At 43.0% G+C, this 17,894-nt stretch carries 19 protein-coding genes and 1 other annotated feature; of the genes, 3 read left to right on the plus strand and 16 right to left on the minus strand.

Features of this window, described 5'->3' with window-relative positions; translation table 11 throughout:
- Positions 1-94 precede the first annotated feature (94 nt).
- From QFZ78_RS09380 to QFZ78_RS09430, 11 genes are all read right to left on the minus strand, one after another.
- Entirely contained in the window at positions 95-676 is a 582-nt protein-coding gene (locus QFZ78_RS09380) for a lysophospholipid acyltransferase family protein (protein WP_307546958.1), read from the minus strand.
- A gap of 1 nt (position 677) precedes the next feature.
- A complete protein-coding gene (cmk, locus tag QFZ78_RS09385) occupies positions 678-1,361 on the minus strand; it encodes a (d)CMP kinase (protein ID WP_171643404.1) in 684 nt (227 codons plus the stop codon).
- Between the two features lie 139 nt (positions 1,362-1,500).
- Positions 1,501-1,725 carry a hypothetical protein gene (locus QFZ78_RS09390; RefSeq protein WP_307546960.1) on the minus strand — a complete coding sequence of 75 codons (225 nt, stop codon included), beginning with the start codon at positions 1,723-1,725 and terminating at the stop codon, positions 1,501-1,503.
- A gap of 110 nt (positions 1,726-1,835) precedes the next feature.
- Entirely contained in the window at positions 1,836-2,498 is a 663-nt protein-coding gene (locus tag QFZ78_RS09395) for a flagellar brake protein (protein ID WP_307546962.1), read from the minus strand.
- Between the two features lie 94 nt (positions 2,499-2,592).
- Positions 2,593-3,966 carry a germination protein YpeB gene (gene ypeB, locus QFZ78_RS09400; protein WP_307546964.1) on the minus strand — a complete coding sequence of 458 codons (1,374 nt, stop codon included), beginning with the start codon at positions 3,964-3,966 and terminating at the stop codon, positions 2,593-2,595.
- A gap of 109 nt (positions 3,967-4,075) precedes the next feature.
- Positions 4,076-4,231: a hypothetical protein gene (locus QFZ78_RS09405; RefSeq protein WP_162257309.1), complete on the minus strand. Its 156-nt coding sequence runs from the start codon at positions 4,229-4,231 to the stop codon at positions 4,076-4,078.
- Between the two features lie 69 nt (positions 4,232-4,300).
- The gene (prsW, locus tag QFZ78_RS09410) at positions 4,301-4,996 is read right to left on the minus strand and encodes a glutamic-type intramembrane protease PrsW (protein ID WP_373460392.1); all 696 of its coding nucleotides are present in this window, start codon (positions 4,994-4,996) and stop codon (positions 4,301-4,303) included.
- Between the two features lie 98 nt (positions 4,997-5,094).
- Positions 5,095-6,597 carry a DnaB-like helicase C-terminal domain-containing protein gene (locus QFZ78_RS09415; RefSeq protein WP_307546967.1) on the minus strand — a complete coding sequence of 501 codons (1,503 nt, stop codon included), beginning with the start codon at positions 6,595-6,597 and terminating at the stop codon, positions 5,095-5,097.
- 132 nt (positions 6,598-6,729) lie between these two features.
- Positions 6,730-7,335 (minus strand): genetic competence negative regulator, encoded by a 606-nt coding sequence (locus QFZ78_RS09420; RefSeq protein ID WP_029192986.1) that lies wholly within the window; start codon positions 7,333-7,335, stop codon positions 6,730-6,732.
- A 246-nt stretch (positions 7,336-7,581) separates the two neighbouring features.
- Positions 7,582-7,893, minus strand: a complete 312-nt coding sequence (locus tag QFZ78_RS09425) for a hypothetical protein (RefSeq protein WP_307546968.1) — start codon at positions 7,891-7,893, stop codon at positions 7,582-7,584.
- 131 nt (positions 7,894-8,024) lie between these two features.
- Entirely contained in the window at positions 8,025-8,264 is a 240-nt protein-coding gene (locus QFZ78_RS09430) for a hypothetical protein (RefSeq protein WP_307546969.1), read from the minus strand.
- Positions 8,265-8,277: 13 nt separating this feature from the next.
- On the opposite strand from QFZ78_RS09430, the gene QFZ78_RS09435 reads away from it, so the two are divergent.
- The gene (locus tag QFZ78_RS09435) at positions 8,278-8,904 is read left to right on the plus strand and encodes a polysaccharide deacetylase family protein (RefSeq protein ID WP_307546970.1); all 627 of its coding nucleotides are present in this window, start codon (positions 8,278-8,280) and stop codon (positions 8,902-8,904) included.
- 56 nt (positions 8,905-8,960) lie between these two features.
- Here the strand turns inward: QFZ78_RS09435 and QFZ78_RS09440 are convergent, their stop codons facing one another.
- Both QFZ78_RS09440 and QFZ78_RS09445 read right to left on the minus strand, forming a co-directional pair.
- A complete protein-coding gene (locus QFZ78_RS09440; RefSeq protein ID WP_307546971.1) occupies positions 8,961-10,616 on the minus strand; it encodes a stalk domain-containing protein in 1,656 nt (551 codons plus the stop codon).
- 430 nt (positions 10,617-11,046) lie between these two features.
- A complete protein-coding gene (locus tag QFZ78_RS09445) occupies positions 11,047-11,655 on the minus strand; it encodes a CPBP family intramembrane glutamic endopeptidase (RefSeq protein ID WP_307546972.1) in 609 nt (202 codons plus the stop codon).
- A 91-nt stretch (positions 11,656-11,746) separates the two neighbouring features.
- On the opposite strand from QFZ78_RS09445, the gene QFZ78_RS09450 reads away from it, so the two are divergent.
- Positions 11,747-12,667, plus strand: coding sequence for a hypothetical protein (locus QFZ78_RS09450; RefSeq protein WP_307546974.1), 921 nt, complete (start codon positions 11,747-11,749; stop codon positions 12,665-12,667).
- A 36-nt stretch (positions 12,668-12,703) separates the two neighbouring features.
- On the opposite strand, the gene QFZ78_RS09455 is transcribed toward QFZ78_RS09450, so the two are convergent.
- A complete protein-coding gene (locus QFZ78_RS09455; RefSeq protein WP_373460047.1) occupies positions 12,704-12,985 on the minus strand; it encodes a rhodanese-like domain-containing protein in 282 nt (93 codons plus the stop codon).
- A gap of 282 nt (positions 12,986-13,267) precedes the next feature.
- Positions 13,268-13,499: a binding site (T-box leader), on the plus strand.
- 74 nt (positions 13,500-13,573) lie between these two features.
- Between QFZ78_RS09455 and serA the strand changes: the two genes are divergently transcribed.
- On the plus strand, positions 13,574-15,154 hold the full coding sequence (gene serA, locus QFZ78_RS09460) for a phosphoglycerate dehydrogenase (RefSeq protein ID WP_307555580.1): 1,581 nt from the start codon (positions 13,574-13,576) through the stop codon (positions 15,152-15,154).
- Positions 15,155-15,287: 133 nt separating this feature from the next.
- Here the strand turns inward: serA and QFZ78_RS09465 are convergent, their stop codons facing one another.
- Complete coding sequence (locus tag QFZ78_RS09465; protein ID WP_307546976.1) at positions 15,288-17,174, minus strand: ATP-binding protein; 1,887 nt, start codon at positions 17,172-17,174, stop codon at positions 15,288-15,290.
- A 1-nt stretch (position 17,175) separates the two neighbouring features.
- Positions 17,176-17,889 carry a response regulator transcription factor gene (locus tag QFZ78_RS09470; RefSeq protein ID WP_029192975.1) on the minus strand — a complete coding sequence of 238 codons (714 nt, stop codon included), beginning with the start codon at positions 17,887-17,889 and terminating at the stop codon, positions 17,176-17,178.
- Positions 17,890-17,894: the final 5 nt, after the last annotated feature.

A 17,894-nucleotide genomic window follows, 5' to 3' on the forward strand; every position in this document is an offset into this window, starting at 1 on the left:
TATTGTAAGCTTCTACTCTGTTTCAAACAAAACAATAACTACCATTCGCTTTAAAGATAGTATAATTCCAAGCTTTCGATTCCATACATTCTTGTTAAGCTTTGCTATTAGCAGTATGTAATCGGCGAATTTCTTGCATAATAGCTTCCGTTGCCTGCTCCAAATCCTCGGAGCTTGCACCTGCATATGCACTTAGGTCAATCGGTTTTCCATACACAATCGTCATGCGGCGGAATAAGGAATAATTGCCTATAATAGCCACAGGAACGACGGCAGCTCCAGATTTCAGTGCAAGACTGGCTGCGCCCTTCTTGCCCATCCCCCCGGCGTTGTTCCGCGATCCTTCTGGGAAAACACCCAACATGTTACCATCGCGAAGCAATTGTACCGCAAGTCGGATCGATTCTCTGCTCACGCCACCGCGTTTGACAGGGAAAGCACCGACTTTAGAAATGATGGAACCCAACACAGGGATATCAAACAGCTCGGCCTTCGCCATGAAATGAACCATACGTTTAAGCGGAGTTCCTAACAATGGCGGATCCAACAGACTGGTATGATTACCACAAAGCACAACCGCTCCATGTGTAGGGACATTCTCCATACCTAAGGCCCGAAGGCGGAAAAACAAAGTAAACATAAAACGAAATAAGGCCCTGCCGATGCGATAAAGCATCTTATTTGCCACCTCCGACTTTGTCTTTGCAAAGCCCAAGGATTTCGTCCACAACTTCCTCGATGGTCATTGAAGTACTGTCCATTAAAACAGCATCATGAGCTCGTCTAAGCGGTGAAATCTCTCTATCCTGATCCAGTTGATCGCGACGAGCGATGTCCTGCTCCAGTTCGGAGAGTGTTAGGGTGCAAGTCCCGCTGTTTTGCATCTCTTTGAATCGACGCTCTGCTCTTTCCTTTACGCTAGCTGTCAGAAAAACTTTGATTTCAGCGTCTGGCATAACATGAGTACCGATGTCGCGGCCATCCATGACTACGCCTTTGGATATAGCCATTTGCTTCTGAAGTGTGACCAGGAGCTGGCGTATAGCTCCATAGCTAGCGATTTGGGAGACATGATCCGTTATGGCTGTCGTACGGATTTCTTTGGTCACATCGACGCCATCTACGATAACCTGTTGTCCTTCTTCGCGAGGAATGAGCTCAATCTGCATGCGATTCGCCAAGGCAGCCACTTCTTGTTCTTGATCAGGTAGCAGCCCTTCTTGCTGTACTTTCCACGTTACTGCCCGATACATGGCTCCTGTGTCCACATAAACGAAACCAAGTGCCCCAGCAACTAGCCGCGCAATGGTACTTTTACCGGCTCCAGCAGGACCATCTATGGCAATATTGAACTTTTCCAAGCTGCTGTTCCTCCTAACAATACCTCACAGTACCTTACGAACAAAAAAGCAGGCACTGCCTGCTAATTAATTGAAATTATAGCACATTAAAAAGGCATATGCAAAACTTAGACGCATATTGGATTACGTTTAGATATGCCTAAGAGCGCTCTCCCTTCCCATTTTGCGGCCATACATAGGGCTTTCCCTCTAGTGGTTCAACACGGGTAAAATGCTTACGTATGTAGGGAATTTGAAGCATCGCTTGAACACATATAAGTAAAACGAAAAATACGAGCGTTGTCCGAATGATCACCTTTTCTACCTTCGCAGAAAAGAGGACAAACAGCTGCTCGTATGACTTTTGCTCCTGATCCCTTGACATGAGATGCCCCACCTGCTCACATTGACATATTGCTTGGTAGTATGCCCATGCAGGTGAAATCTCATGCTTACTTGCAGAGAGACTTTTGACTATGTCAAAAGATCCCTATATTATCTTTTACGGAAATCCATTTGTCGCTCAAAGCAAAAGCGAATTAATTTCTGACGTTCACGATCGGATATATCAATAAATCTAATCATTGCCAATTGTTTGCCAGTCTCGAGCTGTTTAACGCGAACAACCTCGCCAGTAAAAGGAATATGTTCAATATTTCCATTCTTGTAGGGCGCAAGTACCCAACATGAAATATTGGCATTCATTCCGATTGGGATATGTCCGTCACAGATAAATGAAATCCCACCACCGCCGACATCTTCTGTCACGCCAATGAATTGAATTTGATCTGACAATTTAACGGCAATTTCAAGTTCAGCCAAAACCCTTAGAAAACTTCTGCGTTGAACTTGCGTAATGGCTTCGGTCTCTGGTTTACGCAGTTCCACTAAGCGAATCACATCTTCTCTGAAACCTGTAACCGAAGTTGTGAAATAGTGCTTTACGCCACCTTGACCTAAATAGAATGTGCTTAATTCATCACCTTGATAAAGCTTCTTGAGTCGGCCTGTTTTCTCATTCAGCGGGATCTCCACGGCAATCACGCTATCCGTTACGTCAGCTATTCTCGATTTGTACTCAATTTTGGACTCTTCATCGTCGATGCTATTCACTTGCATATGTAATATCTGGTTGACTTTAGGAAGCAATTTCTGCACCTCCGAGACGTAATATGTCTTAATTATACCAATGACCTATTAATTATGATAGCAAAAAAAAGAAGCTAGGATTGAACCCGCTTCTTCTCTATGATTATTTCTTTGCTTCAGCTGCTGCTTCTGCCTGTTCAGGGCGAATGGTCTCTATTTTCTCTTCCATCCCATTTTCACTATTCATATAAATACGATAAATATTATTGTTCATCTTCCCGATAAATTCATGGCAAAGCACTTCTTCGTCTAATTCATTTTTGATAATCGCCAAAGACTCGCCAGTCAATTCCATTTTCGGGCTAAGCTGCTTACGTGCTTCGGCTGCCGTCATTTTGGGCTGACCAACCGTCCGCTGTTTCTGACCAAATATATAGTCTGTTGCCTGTACGCCAATGACTTCAAGAGTGTCTAAAGCTACTTTAACACTCACTTGCTGAGGATAAATCGTAACATCCTTTTCTCGCTTAGCGAAAATAATGTTAGCGATATTTTGATATTGATCATAGCTAACTGCGCTCATATCTTTATATTCATGTTGATCTAAAAACTCATTAGCAATATCTCGCGCGTGTCTAAGATCAAACTTAGATTCCTTTACGGTTCGTGGCTTCATAAAATAAATGAGCTGACCGCCTTTTTTTGTGAAATCCATCTGAATATCATTTTCACTGTCTTTTCCGCCTGGAACCACAACGCTAAAGCTTTGATATTCTGTCGCACTGCTACCATTCTCAACTACTTTCATAGTGGTTGTATCACTCTGTCCCAGAAATTGCGCAGCTTTTTGCTTAATTTGATCAGCCGTCATGTCATTCCCGGACAAAACGCTAACATCATTTTTAGAAAAAATGCTTAAATTTCCAGGTCCCCAGTTTAGCTCCTCATAGGCTCCAACTTTTTTGTCAACGGTAGAAAAGCCATCAATGATCGCATTATCATGTGTTTCCTTTTCAGAAGCTAGGGCGACCTCGACGTCCATCCATCGCAAGTTTTTGGACAAAACCTTCTCCTGAACACTGCGTATTTCCTTCGTTATCTCGGAGGAATGATCGTAAAGAGCGTTCAACGTTTTTATTTCTTGCTCATTTAGAGGCTGCTTCGTCATGTCACGTACGGACATTCGGTATGAGAAATTAGCCATATTAGCTAAGAAATCTTCCGTTTTGTTGAATGGCAGCAGTGTTAGCGGGAGCTGCGTAATATCGCTTTGCGCTTGGCTCGTTAGCCGCCATACATTCACCAGACCTTTTCGGTAAGATGGCTCTGAAGTTGCGTTAACAGCCAACGTATTCCCTAGCTCTGTATGAAGCTTATCCACATGGAAAGAAAGATCATGGAACGCACGTTGATATTGATTCTCTGCTTTGATCAAAATCGTATTCTTCTCCTGGTGTTCCAAGTATCCCCACACTGAAGCACCAATCAAGGCAATCAAGAGGAATGGAAACATGACTATACTTAGTCTTTTATACACGCGACTGCTCCTTTCGTACCCAAACTTGCGCTTAGTTTTTACGTGGGGAGACAGGTTTATACAAGATTGACAACAAAAAGAGGCCAATTCTTAAAAGAATGGCCTCACGCTAATCTTCGGTCTCTACTTCAAAGTCTTGCTCATTGCTGCAAATGCACTGACGGAATCCCGTTTCAATTTTCCCTTTTTCTTTCTTGCCTTTCAGCACAAACTTTTCACCGCATAACCGGCAGCGGATCTTTACTTTGACTCTTGTCGTGGACATGTACACCCTCCCGGTAGTTCCGGGCTTACAGCCAGGAATCGCCATCTATACAGTCCATTATGACCTATTTTAACTCATTTTAATCTTCTCATCTGCTGTCGCGATGCGTAGTGGGGAATGAGCATTGGCATGATCAACTCGCCAAATCGTGCGAATCCAGAGAAAAGTCATGACTGGAATCATGATCCAAACCCAGTTCGTTTTGAACAAAAGCAAAATATAATCAAACAATCCATGCCACAAAATAGGCAGCAGCAAAGATATCCATAGATACCTCTGCGCTTTGTGTGGAATGAATTTCGCTTTTCCCAAATAGTAACCCATCATGACACCAAACAAAGCATGCGCTGAAACAGGCAGCAGAGCGCGCATCATCAGCGCAGAGAAAGACGACGCATTAAGGAAAGCATAGATAATATTTTCCAATGTCGCATAACCTAAGCTTACGGCCACTGCATACACAATTCCGTCATACGGTTCATCAAAGGCTTCATGCCTAAAGATCAAATGATAAAGGATGAACCATTTCAGAAACTCTTCAATGCCACCAGATAGGAAAAAGGCCGAGATAAACGTTCCCTTTCCAAACTCTTCAATCAACGCATTCTGCAGTACCATCGTAGGGTATACAAGCAGAACACCGAACAAGAACATTCGAATAACTAAATGAATCGGTTCCGTTTCGTATCGGTCCTTCAAATAAAAGTACGTTAGCAATGAGAGACCTGGTGCTATGGCTGCCATAATAATCGGCAGAATTTGCAAATGCAGCTCCCCCTTTTCGTTCAATACCATGTAGAACCCCGAAGCAATTCCATGCGTAATATGAACATTATAGCATTTTCAAATGACTTTTCTATGTCTTATTCGGTGAACAACGCACGATCATTATGGAAAATGAGTGGGATATTCCCTGTTGTACCATTTCGATTCTTCTTCAAAACAAGCGATATAGACTGCTGTTGATCCTCTTCTGTTTCATTAGGCTGCATAATCATAACCACATCCGCTGAAGCTTGCACATTATCAGGCACGTTATCCTGGCCAAGCTCTAAAGCAGTAGCAGCGATAATAGGGCAATTCCATTCTCTAGACCATTGTTTAAGAGTATAAGCGATAGCAGCCTGCTGTTGCTCCCAAGTTAGCGGTGTTACTCCTTTAGCAGCAGGAATTCGCTGCAAATGATCAATGAAAATCACGGGCTCTTTTCCAACAACAACCGCAATCCGTTCAATGGAAGCGGCTACTTGATCGAGCGTTGTATCCATCGTACACTCAAGCATCCAAAGCATTTTACTTATTTTTACGTACTGCTTGTTAGCTTCAGCTACCTGTTCAGGCTCAACTTTACCCCCGAGTACTTTCTGTGGAGCTATTCCAATAATCCTTGCAATGCTGCGTGCCCATAGTTCGAAATTCGTCATATCCCATGACACAAAAATGACCGGATTCTGCTGAAAAGCAAGTTCATCAGCTATTTGTTTAAGCAGCATGCTCTTGCCAATGGAGCCTGAACCTGCAAGTAAATACAAGCCATTTCCAAACCCGCCGAAAAGTAAATGATCCAGCTTAGCAAAGCCAGTGCGGATACTAGCGACTTGACCGCGGAACCGTTTCATATATTCTTCTAAATAAACGGTGCTATTTTTGACATCTGGAGCTACAGGAGCTATTCTTGTTTCCTCTACGGTTTGATTCACAAGTGCAAGAAAAGTCTCAACCGGATTCTGAGCTCTAATGAACAAATCGTTAATATCCCGAATGGTTTCGGGCAAATTAATGATAAATGTCTCATTACCCTGTTCCCTTAATAAGGCTTCTATACGTGTAGAATCCCTTCTTCCGGCCTCATCATTCCCCATGCAAATATAAACCCTTTTACCAGCAAATAATGACATATGTTGTTCTTTAAACATACCGTTATCAGGTACACAAACAGCTGGCATCTTGGCCTGAGTTAACGTTAGGACATCGAAAATTCCATTGCAAAGAACAACTTCATCTGAATCTACAAGTGCTGAATAATTAAATAGATACTGATCTAAACCATACAAGGGTTTATATTTCGGTTCTCTATTGTCTATCGAACGTCCGATTAAGTCAACAATTTCGCCGTCGTAGTTCCGAATAGGAACAATAACTCTATGCTCGAAGTAATCACCTAGCTGATTCTGATTAACATAGAATCCTATCTTGCCAATTTCAAAGCCGATACAATACTGTATAACCGTTTCTTCCGTTATCCCTCTTTTTTGCAAATAAAAATAAGCCTCCTCGCGGAGCTGTTTTTGGTAATAGGCCAATAACCCGTCCAAATCAACAGCAGCCAGAGTAGGCGCCAGTCGTTTGCGATCTATGCTAGTCATCTAGGTTTCCCCCATTATCTCTTCGCTACGTTAATAAATGATCACGATTAACTAACAAAACAAGCATCCACAAAAACAAACGTTTTTGAAAATGCTTGTTTCATTCTACATCAAAAAGTAAGGAAGATGACCTTATTTGAAATGACGGCAGAGTACCTTAACTGCATCATCTGCAATGATTGTCTTCCCATACTCTTCAAGCACAGCTTGTGTAACGGAAGCGGCTTCGCCGAATTCAGATAAGACAGCAATTAACGCCTGGTATTTCGTTTCTTCGAGGTCAACAGGCTCGAGTTGTAAAATATATTTCCCTTTGTATGAATAAAGGGTACCGCCTTCCATGAGAAGGGGATTAATTACTTTGGATACACGCACCAGGTCTTCAAAATCACGGAAAGCATAGGAGACTAAATCGCTTTGTTCAAGCGTGACTTCCATTTCATACACTTCTTCAGCTTCGTGATCGTCATATGCATCTGAGTTTGCATACAAATCAAGCTTGCCTCTGGTTACAATAACAACCATTCCTTGTGCCGGAAGTGCAAACACCTCAACAGCAAGCGGGCCGGACGGGTCAAATCCGAGCTCCGAATAGGCTTGATCCATCATTTCACTAAATAATTCGTGTACTTTGGGAATTTCTCTCCACATGTCGTCCTTTTGAATACCGCGTTCAGTTAAGTCATCGAATGTTAGGAAAATCCGTATCTTATCCTGACTTAAGCGTTCTATTTTCATGATAGGATCCTCCTTTGAGCCTTCCGACTGGAAAGCTTGCATCGAAAGCATGGTCATCTTATTAAAACAGAATATGATAAAAAAAGAAAAAGGTGAACCTTGAGAACGAAAATGGACATGCATCTTGCTTTCGTTTTCACCTATCATGTTAACATTAATTGCGTGCAATTGCACGCGCAAGTTATGTATAAAAAGAAAAGCACAGCCGGCACCTTGGGTAGGCCAGACTGTGCTTAATACTTATGTTCATTGGATAGTCGATGTACTTTCTTTATTTTCACGCATGATTTCATTGACAGTTGCTTTCAAATGAGGATCTTCTTTCACAATTTTCTCAACTTGATTCAGGCTATTCGAGTTCGAAGTCGAGAAACTTTTGGCTGTTGAATCTTGAAATGATTTGTTCACAAACGAGTCCTTTGCTTTATCAACCACTTTACCCATCGATTCACTGGACGAGCTGAATGCTGAGAACAACATTGATTTACTTTTACGATTAAGATATATAACCGCCGCCGCACCGGCAATACCGCCGAGCATAAATGTACCTATCTTCATTGGGTCTCCCTCCATGTAAAGTAGTATGAATCCTTCATAGGTTGTGCGAGTTTCTAAGAGGACATACGTTAAGACAAGAGGAAAACAAAGGAGATATGTTATTTGAGAATTGTGGTACTATAGGAAATGACCTAAAGTATAAAGACCTGAGGAGAACGAAGGATAATGAACAAAAAAGCCAGTGTACTAATGATGAGTGTCATGATCTTATTAGCTGCCTGCAGTGCGAACCAAACCAAAGTAAGTCCAATCGCAACAACGAGCTCTACACCGGTAACTGTCGCTTCAATTACACCGAGTCCTGCACCTTCAGCAACACCCGTTCCGACTTCCGTACCAACAGCGTCAACACCAGCTCCAGAAGTCGTCAAAAAAGAATATCATATGAACAAAAACTATGATATTGTACCAAACGATCCAAATGGAAATAAAAAAATCGTTCTTTTAACCTTTGATGACGGTCCTAAGGAACAAGCCATGAATCAGGCATTAATCGACATTCTAAAAAAACATAATGCCAAGGCAATCTTCTTCTTGAATGGATATCGAATCAAACAAAAGCCCGAACTTGTCAAACTCATTCATAACAGCGGTAATCCCATTGGTAACCATGCCTGGGATCACGAAAACTTGAAAAGCATGACGAATGAAAAGATAGACCAACAAGTTGATGATGTCCAAAAAATTGTAAAAGAACTAACAGGACAATCGCCTCAATTTTTCCGACCTCCTTTTGGTTCGGGCAATGATTATTTGAAAGCTAAAGTGAAAGACAATAAAATGCTTTATATGACATGGTCCAACGGTTCGTTAGATTGGGATATGACCAATAAAAACAACGATTCTGGTAAAGTGATCGAAAATGTGATGAAGCAATTGCATAGCGGTAGTAATATTTTGATGCACGAGTTGCCTTGGACAGTGAAAGCCTTAGACACACTGCTTACCCAACTTGAGGAACAAGGATATTCTTTCGTAGATCCGAATGCCATTGAACTTGAAATGAAATGATAAAAGAGCCTTGCATTACCACACTTCAGGTGTCGGTGCTGCAGGGCTCTAGTTTTTTAATAACTAATATTCACTGTTCTTGTACTTTCCTCATAGGTCACTTTCGCTCCAAGAGTCTCAGAAAGCAGCCGCACCGGAATCATCGTTGTTTCATGAATGAGTTTAGCAGCGGATTCTGTCGTATGCTCTACACCATTCAAACTATACGCATTTCGGCTCGTATAAAAGATAATCGTTTTGTCTTTCTTTTTGTAAATAGCAGCTTTCTGGTTATCGTCCCATTCAACTGCTGCACCTAGTGCCGCGGCCAGGTCTCTAATGTAAAGATACGAAGTCCCCTCTTGAATGTATGGCTTTTGCTTCATTGGATACGGGATTGAATCAAGTAGATACTTGTCCTCACTTAATCCAAATGAAACCAAGTGATTGCGGTTTAGTCCGAAATTAGCCATTTGCAGCGTGTAAGCAACAGCATCCTTATGAAGTTTAAGGACACCAACACCAACCCGAGGTTCCGTGCGGAATGTCCATTCTTTCGAATAAGGTCTTGTACTTCCATCTTCCATGATTGCTGTCAATTTGATTTTGGCTTTATAGGTTGTGTCTAATTCCAGTGGTTTAGAAGGCATCACGATGACTTCAGTTTCCAAATGATCATCATTTCCCGGCTCGTTCTTCAGTAGTGGTACGGAGTTACCTTTCTCGTCTTTTAGCTCCGTCTCATCCAAGCTCACCTTCTTGACTCCAGACCCGTTTAAGGAAGCCATGATCGGATAACCAACCGGATATACAGTCCCTGCATGTAAGCGGACAGGATCCGGGGTCTCATGACCATCAAAAAGAGTTGGAACATACACATCATTACTTCCAGGAGAAACGACTAGTTCTGGTGCAATTCCGTCCGAAAAACCAAATTCGATCACATGATAATCGCCATCTCTAAATACACCGATTTCAACGAGTCCTGGCACCATGAATGGTGAACGATGATAGGGAGCATCAAACAGACTATCAATAGCTTCAACTAAGGTAACCCGATTATAAGCTACATCCTCACTGCTTGAACGCGAGTAGCCGATAAATTGTACCCGCTCTCTTAATGACTTGCCGATATAACCAGGCAGATCTGGGTCCTCATCATGCAAAGAAACAGACGTCCGAATAGGGTCGATTTTATTTCGGGATAAATACTCCGCATGCTTCTGGGCCGCTGTATTCAAAGCATCATTGAATTTGACTTTCGACAGCCCCAATTTAGCCCGATAATCATTGATCGCCTGAAGTCCATCCTCTTGCTCTTTGCTCGTTTCAGACGTTAACGAAACCGCACCTTTAATAACAGTAAATTTCCAACTAATTGTAATAGGTTGATAGCCACTGAAAGACAGTACTAAACGAGCATTATAGTTCCCAGGCAGTAAATCAGCCGTAGGACGATATACAAATTTAACGGAAACAGGATCGTAGCTAACATTTAATTCGTTATCGTTTAAATAAAAATGATAGCTCTCTGGCGTTATTCCTTCACTAAGCTCAAGCGTTACTCCAATGTCTGGTCGCAAGAGTCCAACATCGCCTTGCGGATAAGATAAAGTTCCATAAGACAGAGCATATGACGGTTTCGCTGACCAAAAGATACTTGAAAATAATACAACTATAATAGCAATTAATTTTACATTAAAAATCCAACTTGATGTGTGGTTCGCCAACATAATCGCTGCACCCTCCTGATAAAAAGAAACTGTGATGAGAAAACCTCTATCGAGGCCATTCAAAGATGAACGACCCGTTTAGATGTAGGTTTTATCGCCAATAAGAAAGCAGTTTTCGGGAACCAAAAACCTATACTTTCTTATGTGGTAAAAAATGAAAGAAACTATGAATCTATCATAGCTTCTCCACTTCTTTTACACAACTTAGGTTGATTGGTATATTTATTCGTCTACGAGTAGTATTTAATTCCCCAAACCGTTAAACTAACCACAAGAATAATGAATAACCACAGTAAAGTTAGATAGAATATACGCGTCCACTTTCCTCGTTCAGAGGGATGCACTGCATTACGCGGCGGTAAATACGTATCGTCTTCCTGTACCTCTATTGGCCTCCGATCAGACCGTAAAGGTGATCTTTCCCCAACACTCATGTGCCCTGTTCTTCCTCCTTGCTATATCGAAGTATGCAGCCCATTACAAAATCAATGATAAAATGAGCGATTATCGGAGTCCATAAACTCCCGGTTTGAATGTAAATCCATCCCAGACCATAGCTAATGCTGAAAACCATACCTGTCATTAACCAATGCTGCAAATACCGAATATGGATCGCTGCGAACAAGATACTAGTCCAATAAGGACCCCATGCATGCTGAATCGCACCTCGAAACAGGACTTCTTCACAAATCGCAACGATGAGAGAAATTAAAGCGATATGCCATACTGGTCGATTACCGAATAACATTTGATTAATTCCACCGTCGTCTGACACTTCCTTGGGCACCCATCTAGAAATCAAAACATCGATCCCGAGGACAAGTAGAGCAAACAAACTTCCCCATATGATTATCTTCCAGCCCCCATGAATGGTGAACATGGAAAGAATCTTATGATTGCTCTGAAAAAATAAGATGATAATACCGATAATAAGCGTAAGCAGTTGGGTTATGTAAAGATTAAGCAATAATGTCCAGTCATTCAATTCATTCACATCAACTTTTCCTAAGCGAATGTTCTTAAAATCGAATTTTTTCAAGGAAGCAGCCTCATTTCCTCACATATTCCCTTTTATAGCTATTTCCCCTATACTAAGTTAAAAGAAAAAGAGAGAATAAGGAGCTTTAATTATGGATAAACGTCTAACTCGCACTGATTATTTATTCGCCCTCATGTTTATCTTTATGCTTGTTTGTATACTTGGCGCCTTTTTCTACGGATTAAGAGTCGGCCAGGAGAAATCAGATCAAAAATACGATAAAATCTTACACGCCGACAAGGCTGTCGTTCAGGAAATTGGAGCCTACGACCAACAAGTACTCGTATCTTATTACCATACCATCTTTTTACCCTTTAGGGAATTTCAGAATAAATGGTTTGAGTTGATGAGTCAAATCGAACTAGGCAATTCTACAGTCGATGCCTCTGCCGTTCTTAAAGAGTTGTACAAGCTCGCTGATGAGAAGTACAATGAGCTGCAACAGAAGAGCATGCCGGCTTCATCGCCGCTGCTTGTGCAGTCTCACCAAGGTTATCTCAAAAGCCTGAAGCTTTTTGCCGACACGTTAAAAAGTTATCAGAACAAGGCCAACGGACTTACTAGCCCACAACTGCTCGATGGCATTCAGAAGGATGCCTACTTCCTGGAAGCGAAAACACAAGCGTTGACGGCTCAGAAAAATTATTTCGATTCCATCGTTGCTTGGAACGGAACGATCGATAACGATATTGAAAATTTCGACCCAAACAATAATGCTAATTTGGATCAATGGCGTGCGATGAACATTAACGTCAAAAATCATTACATAACAGCAAAATTACTTAAAAATAAAGCATTTGCTCCTTTTTACCCACAGGATTTGACGATACGTATTGATGAATTCATTGCCTCAGGTCAAGCTAAGAAAATGAACGTGAATGATGTCAATCAAACGATGGATCTGCTGCTAAGTACAAATGCTGTTCGTCCAGGAGACTTTGTCAAAGGGAAATCAAAGTGGTATGCCAACGAGCTGCTTCCACAGCTTCCATTTTTCTCAGATGTGAATTAAATGAAAAGCCGGGCGCAGATGCGCTCGGCTTTTCATTTAGTCATATTGGAAACCGCGAAGCATGGCGACCGCTGCCATCCCTCCATCTACATTAATGACCCGGTCAAATCCGTTATCAATCAAATACTCAGCAACGCGATAGCTGCGCACACCATGTGCACATACGAGATAAATATCCCGATCCTCTGGCAGTTCACCTAACCGATGAGGGATTTGCTGCATCGGTATAAGCTGTGCTTCTTCCAGATGATAATACTCCCACTCATGAAGTTCCCTTACGTCGATGATGATGCTATCTTTCAGTTCCTGTTGATTCAATGCTTCTAGGAATTTATTGGGATGAATACTCGTTATGTCGATGTCGGCACTTCCTTCCTCACTTGCTGCAAGAGCAATATCTATTTACGAGTACAATAGCGAAAATCAGGCTAAAATACAAGTAAAATAGCATTGCTTTCTAAGCGTCCTTGCTATAAAATAAACGAAAAGCTTTGGAAAATCAGTCGTTCAACTATCATTTATGACTTTCATGTGAAATTGATTCGACATGTATTGACACGATTTCAAACGCATGTTAATCTAATGAAAATTCTATATCACAGTACAGCGTTGACGGAGCCAAGCAAGTAAAGTAGCTTTCAGAGAACCGATGGTAGGTGCGAATCGGTAGCGAACATTTTGCGGAGCACTCCAGAGTTATTGCATTGAATGAAGTAGATGCAATCGGGATAGGAACACGTTACAGTTCCAGGTCGCAAGACCAATTGAGGCTTCCCGTGCGAATGGGCAGCGAACTAGGGTGGTACCACGAAAGCAATCTCTCGTCCCTTTGGCTACAGACATACGTGTCTGTACCTGAGGGTTGGGAGTTTTTTTTATGTTCATATTCTAAGGAGGGTTCGAATGATGTACAAAGTTCTAGTATCCGATCCAATTAGTGACATGGGAATTCAAATGCTTTACGATGCAGCCGATGTTGAAGTGGTTAAGCAATCTGGTTTATCCGAGGATGAGCTCATTTCCATCATTGGCGATTATGACGCGCTTCTAGTTCGCAGCCAAACCAAAGTTACAGAGAAAATCATGAATGCCGCAACGAAGCTTAAGGTTATTGGCCGCGCTGGTGTTGGTGTAGATAATATTGATTTGGAAGCAGCAACTAAACGCGGTATTATCGTCATCAACGCACCGGACGGAAATACAATTGCAACTTGTGAGCTTACATTTGCCATGATGATGTCAACAGCACGTATGATCCCGCAAGCATACAAGAAAACAGTTGGCGGTGAATGGGATCGGAAATTTATCGGTGTTGAGCTTCGTAACAAAACGCTCGGTATTCTCGGGATGGGTCGTATCGGAAGCGAAGTAGCCAAACGGGCTAAGGTGTTCGGCATGGAAGTTATCGGGTATGACCCTTTCTTGACGGAAGAACGCGCTGAGAAAATTGGCGTTAAGCTTGGTACTGTCAATGAAATTGTTGCAAAAGCAGATTTTATCACGGTTCATACACCACTTACGCCAGAAACGCGCCACCTGATCTCCAAACCGCAATTCGAAATTATGAAAAAAGGTATGCGCCTTATCAACTGCGCACGCGGCGGTATTATTGATGAAATGGCAATGGTTGAAGCAATTGATCAAGGAATTGTAGCCGGAGCGGCTTTCGACGTATTCGAAGTAGAGCCACCTCAAAAGGATCACCCTTTCTTGAACAACCCTAAAGTCATTGTAACCCCTCATCTTGGCGCATCTACTATTGAAGCTCAAGAAAACGTAGCGATTGACGTTTCTGAAGAAGTTCTTCATATCCTGCGTAATGAACCGTTCAAAAATGCCGTTAACTTACCGCCTGTACCAGCCAATGTATTGAACAAACTTCAACCATACTTTGGACTCGGTGAAAAAATCGGCTCCATTCTTGGTCAAATCGCACAAGGCGCTGTTTATGAAATCGTCGTAAACTATGCGGGGGATTTGATTGATGTAGATACAAGTCCATTAACACGTTACATCGTAAAAGGTGTGTTTGAGAACCAACTAGAATCCATTAATATTGTGAATGCCATGCACTTGGCTAAATCACGTGATGTGAATATCGTTGTTCAAACGTCAAACACATCCAGCAGCTTTACAAATCTAGTTACCGTTACTGTAAAAACGAAGCAAGAAGAGAAAACACTTGCTGGTACTTTACTGGCTGGCTACGGAGAACGTATCGTTCGTATCGATCAATATCCAGTTGATTTCGCTGCTGAAGGTAACCTGTTGTTGATTTCTCATAACGACAAACCAGGTATTATCGGACGTGTTGGTACGCTTCTAGGAAGCAATAATGTGAACATTGCAACGATGCAAGTAGGCCGTAAAGTCATTGGCGGCTCAGCGATCATGGTCCTAACCATTGATAAATCCGCTCCTGCTGAAGTACTGGCTGACCTTACAACACAAGCCGAAATCGTGAATGTTCGTGCCCTTACGGTATAACTTTTAGCGATTAGGTAACAAAGTGTTTCACGAACAACAAGATTTTGTCTGAATATTCTACAAAATTAAAGGCGTTTGCTGTGAGTTTTCTCAGCAAACGCCTCTTCTTATGTCGAATTTCGTTATTTTACACTTATTTAAGCTCACAAGGCAAAAGTAAAGTAAAGGTTGTTCCCTGTCCCAAAGCACTTTGTACAGTCACACTGCCGTGATGTGCGTCTACGATATTTTTCACGATGGCAAGTCCAAGCCCTGTCCCCCCCGAAGAACCGCGTGTTCGGGCTTTATCGGCCTTGTAGAAGCGTTCAAATATGAACGGCAGGTCGTCGGCTGGAATCCCCTGCCCCTCGTCGGAGACCTCAATGCGGATCGCCGGCCGATCCTTGTAGACGGCGGTCTCTGCCTTAATGGCAATACATGCCCCAGAGGCCGTATGCCGAAAAGCATTGTCAAGCAGGTTCGTTAACACCTGCTCAAGCCGGTCCTCATCCCCCCGTCCAAGGATGAGGGGCTCCTCAGGCAGCGTAGCGCTCAGCGTGATGCCGCGCTCTTTGGCCATCACCGCGAATTTGCGGTGCATGCGTCTGACCAGGGAGTCGAATTCGACCTCCCTGAAGACCAGTTCGAGATGGCCGGCTTCCATCCGCGCCAGATCGAGCAGGTCACGGACGAGGCGCCCCATACGGAGCGACTCGTCGTGGATGACCTGAACCAGCTCCACGCGCTCTTCCGGCGTGGAGGGGATATCATCCAGCAGGGCTTCGCTGTAGCCCTGCAGCATCGAGATCGGCGTGCGCAGCTCGTGCGACACGTTCGCCACAAAATCCTTGCGCAGCTTATCGAGGCGCTCCTCCTCCGTGACATCACGGAGTACGGCTACGGCGCCGCGTACTTGATCGCTCGTGTATAACGGTGTCATTGCGACGGACCACACGCCATTTTGCACGTGAAGCTTCGTAGCTGCTTCCGACGATTCATCCACGACCGCTTCAAATAGCGGAATCAGCGGCACAGGGATCGGACTCGAGTAGGGATTGCTATAGCTCATTAATCCCCAATCTCCGAGCGCCGTATCCGGTTTGCGGAAACGTCTCGTCTCCTCATCATCCTCTGACCACTCAATTTTGCTCCACTCTTGCACAATCTTCTCACCTTGCGGATTGGTCAGCATGACAGATCCATTTGCATCGAGCGTGATGACCGCATCAGTCATACTTCGTAAAATACTGGATAAATGCTCTTTTTCCTGACTGAGGGCTCGGATGCTTTCCTGCATCTTCTCCCCCATGTGATTAAACGTTTTGGCCAGCTCGCCAATTTCATCCTTGGATTGAATAGGAACACGGGTACCATATTCCCCCATGGTGATGAAATCAGCTGCTTTCTTCAATTGCTGAAGCGGTCTAGTAATTCGAGAGAACAAGAAAAATGCGAAGAAAGTAGTCATAAGAAAGCCAACTATGGACACATAGATAAACAATCTCAACATGTAGGCCTGAGTTGCTTCTAACGACTGCAGAGATTGATACAGCAGCGTTGCACCAACGATGGTGCCTTGAAGATTTCTTAACGGTACGGCAACAACGAGGTACTCAGTCCCTGTTTTAATCCGCCCTGTACCGGACTTATTGACATGTTTGTCTTTTGTCTGACCTACGAATACTTGTCGGAGCTCCGCTTCCGTGAAAAAATCGGTTACATGGAAACTGGCTAATTCACTCCCCTGTGTCGAAGGAATAACCATTTCCTTCATATCGGTGGAGATCACCAGCATTTTAGCATCTTGGAAGCTTAGCAGTTCATTGCTCAATTGATAAAACTGCTCATCATACATGTGATGCGAAGCTTCTGCCGAGAATTTGACGGCCATATTCTTCATATTTTTCGTCTGATCATTCGCTTGAGCGAAATAATTTTCCATGTAATTGACAAGAAAAAGACCCAGTATGAGCAGTACAACCCCAACTAGGCCAATAATTGTTAACCAGAGCTTACCTACGACACTTCTGAAAATAAACACGTTATTTGGGCACCTCTAGCTTATAGCCTACTCCCCATACGGTCGTGATCATTGCCGCCGCATCCGGGGATACTTTGTTTAATTTTTCACGAAGTCTTTTTACATGGGTATCTACGGTACGTAGATCTCCAAAAAATTCATAATTCCAAACATCCTTAAGCAGTTCCTCACGAGAGAACACTTTATCCGGAGATACGGCCAAATAGTGCAGCAGCTCATACTCTTTCGGAGTCAAAGCTACTTCCTGTCCTCCAGCAGTTACCCGATGCGCATCATGTTCGATGATTAGGTTAGGAAAGACAATATTGTTGCTCGAACTCGCATCCTTGGACAAGTAGGCTGTTGCAGAGGAACGACGTAGAATCGCTTTAACCCGGTAGATGACTTCGCGCGGTGAAAAAGGTTTGACGACATAGTCATCTGCACCAACTTCAAAGCCGCTAACTCGGTTCGTCTCTTCGCCTTTGGCTGTCAGCATAATAACAGGCGTGGACTTCACTTGACGAAGCCGTGCGCAAACTTCAATCCCATCAATTCCTGGCAGCATCACATCTAGCAGCACTAAATCATAGTCCGTTTCTGTTGCCATCCGCAGCGCTGTCTCACCGTCTTCTGCTTCTTCAATGATATAGCCCTCTTTTTCCAAATACATTCTAAGTAGTCGACGAATACGTTCCTCATCATCAACAACGAGTATGCTAGCTTTCATTTCCATGGAGC

Origin of the sequence: Paenibacillus sp. V4I5 (genome assembly GCF_030817255.1) — a bacterium.
Taxonomy (GTDB): Bacteria; Bacillota; Bacilli; order Paenibacillales; family NBRC-103111; genus Paenibacillus_E.

Coding starts and splice junctions, on each gene's coding strand:
- QFZ78_RS09440 (WP_307546971.1), bottom strand. CDS start 10,616: ATGTTGGCGAACCACACATCAAGTTGGATTTTTAATGTAAAATTAATT.
- QFZ78_RS09420 (WP_029192986.1), bottom strand. CDS start 7,335: ATGAAAATAGAACGCTTAAGTCAGGATAAGATACGGATTTTCCTAACA.
- QFZ78_RS09435 (WP_307546970.1), top strand. CDS start 8,278: ATGAACAAAAACTATGATATTGTACCAAACGATCCAAATGGAAATAAA.
- QFZ78_RS09390 (WP_307546960.1), bottom strand. CDS start 1,725: ATGTCAAGGGATCAGGAGCAAAAGTCATACGAGCAGCTGTTTGTCCTC.
- QFZ78_RS09470 (WP_029192975.1), bottom strand. CDS start 17,889: ATGGAAATGAAAGCTAGCATACTCGTTGTTGATGATGAGGAACGTATT.
- QFZ78_RS09405 (WP_162257309.1), bottom strand. CDS start 4,231: ATGTCCACGACAAGAGTCAAAGTAAAGATCCGCTGCCGGTTATGCGGT.
- serA (WP_307555580.1), top strand. CDS start 13,574: ATGTACAAAGTTCTAGTATCCGATCCAATTAGTGACATGGGAATTCAA.
- QFZ78_RS09415 (WP_307546967.1), bottom strand. CDS start 6,597: ATGACTAGCATAGATCGCAAACGACTGGCGCCTACTCTGGCTGCTGTT.
- QFZ78_RS09425 (WP_307546968.1), bottom strand. CDS start 7,893: ATGAAGATAGGTACATTTATGCTCGGCGGTATTGCCGGTGCGGCGGCG.
- QFZ78_RS09380 (WP_307546958.1), bottom strand. CDS start 676: ATGCTTTATCGCATCGGCAGGGCCTTATTTCGTTTTATGTTTACTTTG.
- QFZ78_RS09450 (WP_307546974.1), top strand. CDS start 11,747: ATGGATAAACGTCTAACTCGCACTGATTATTTATTCGCCCTCATGTTT.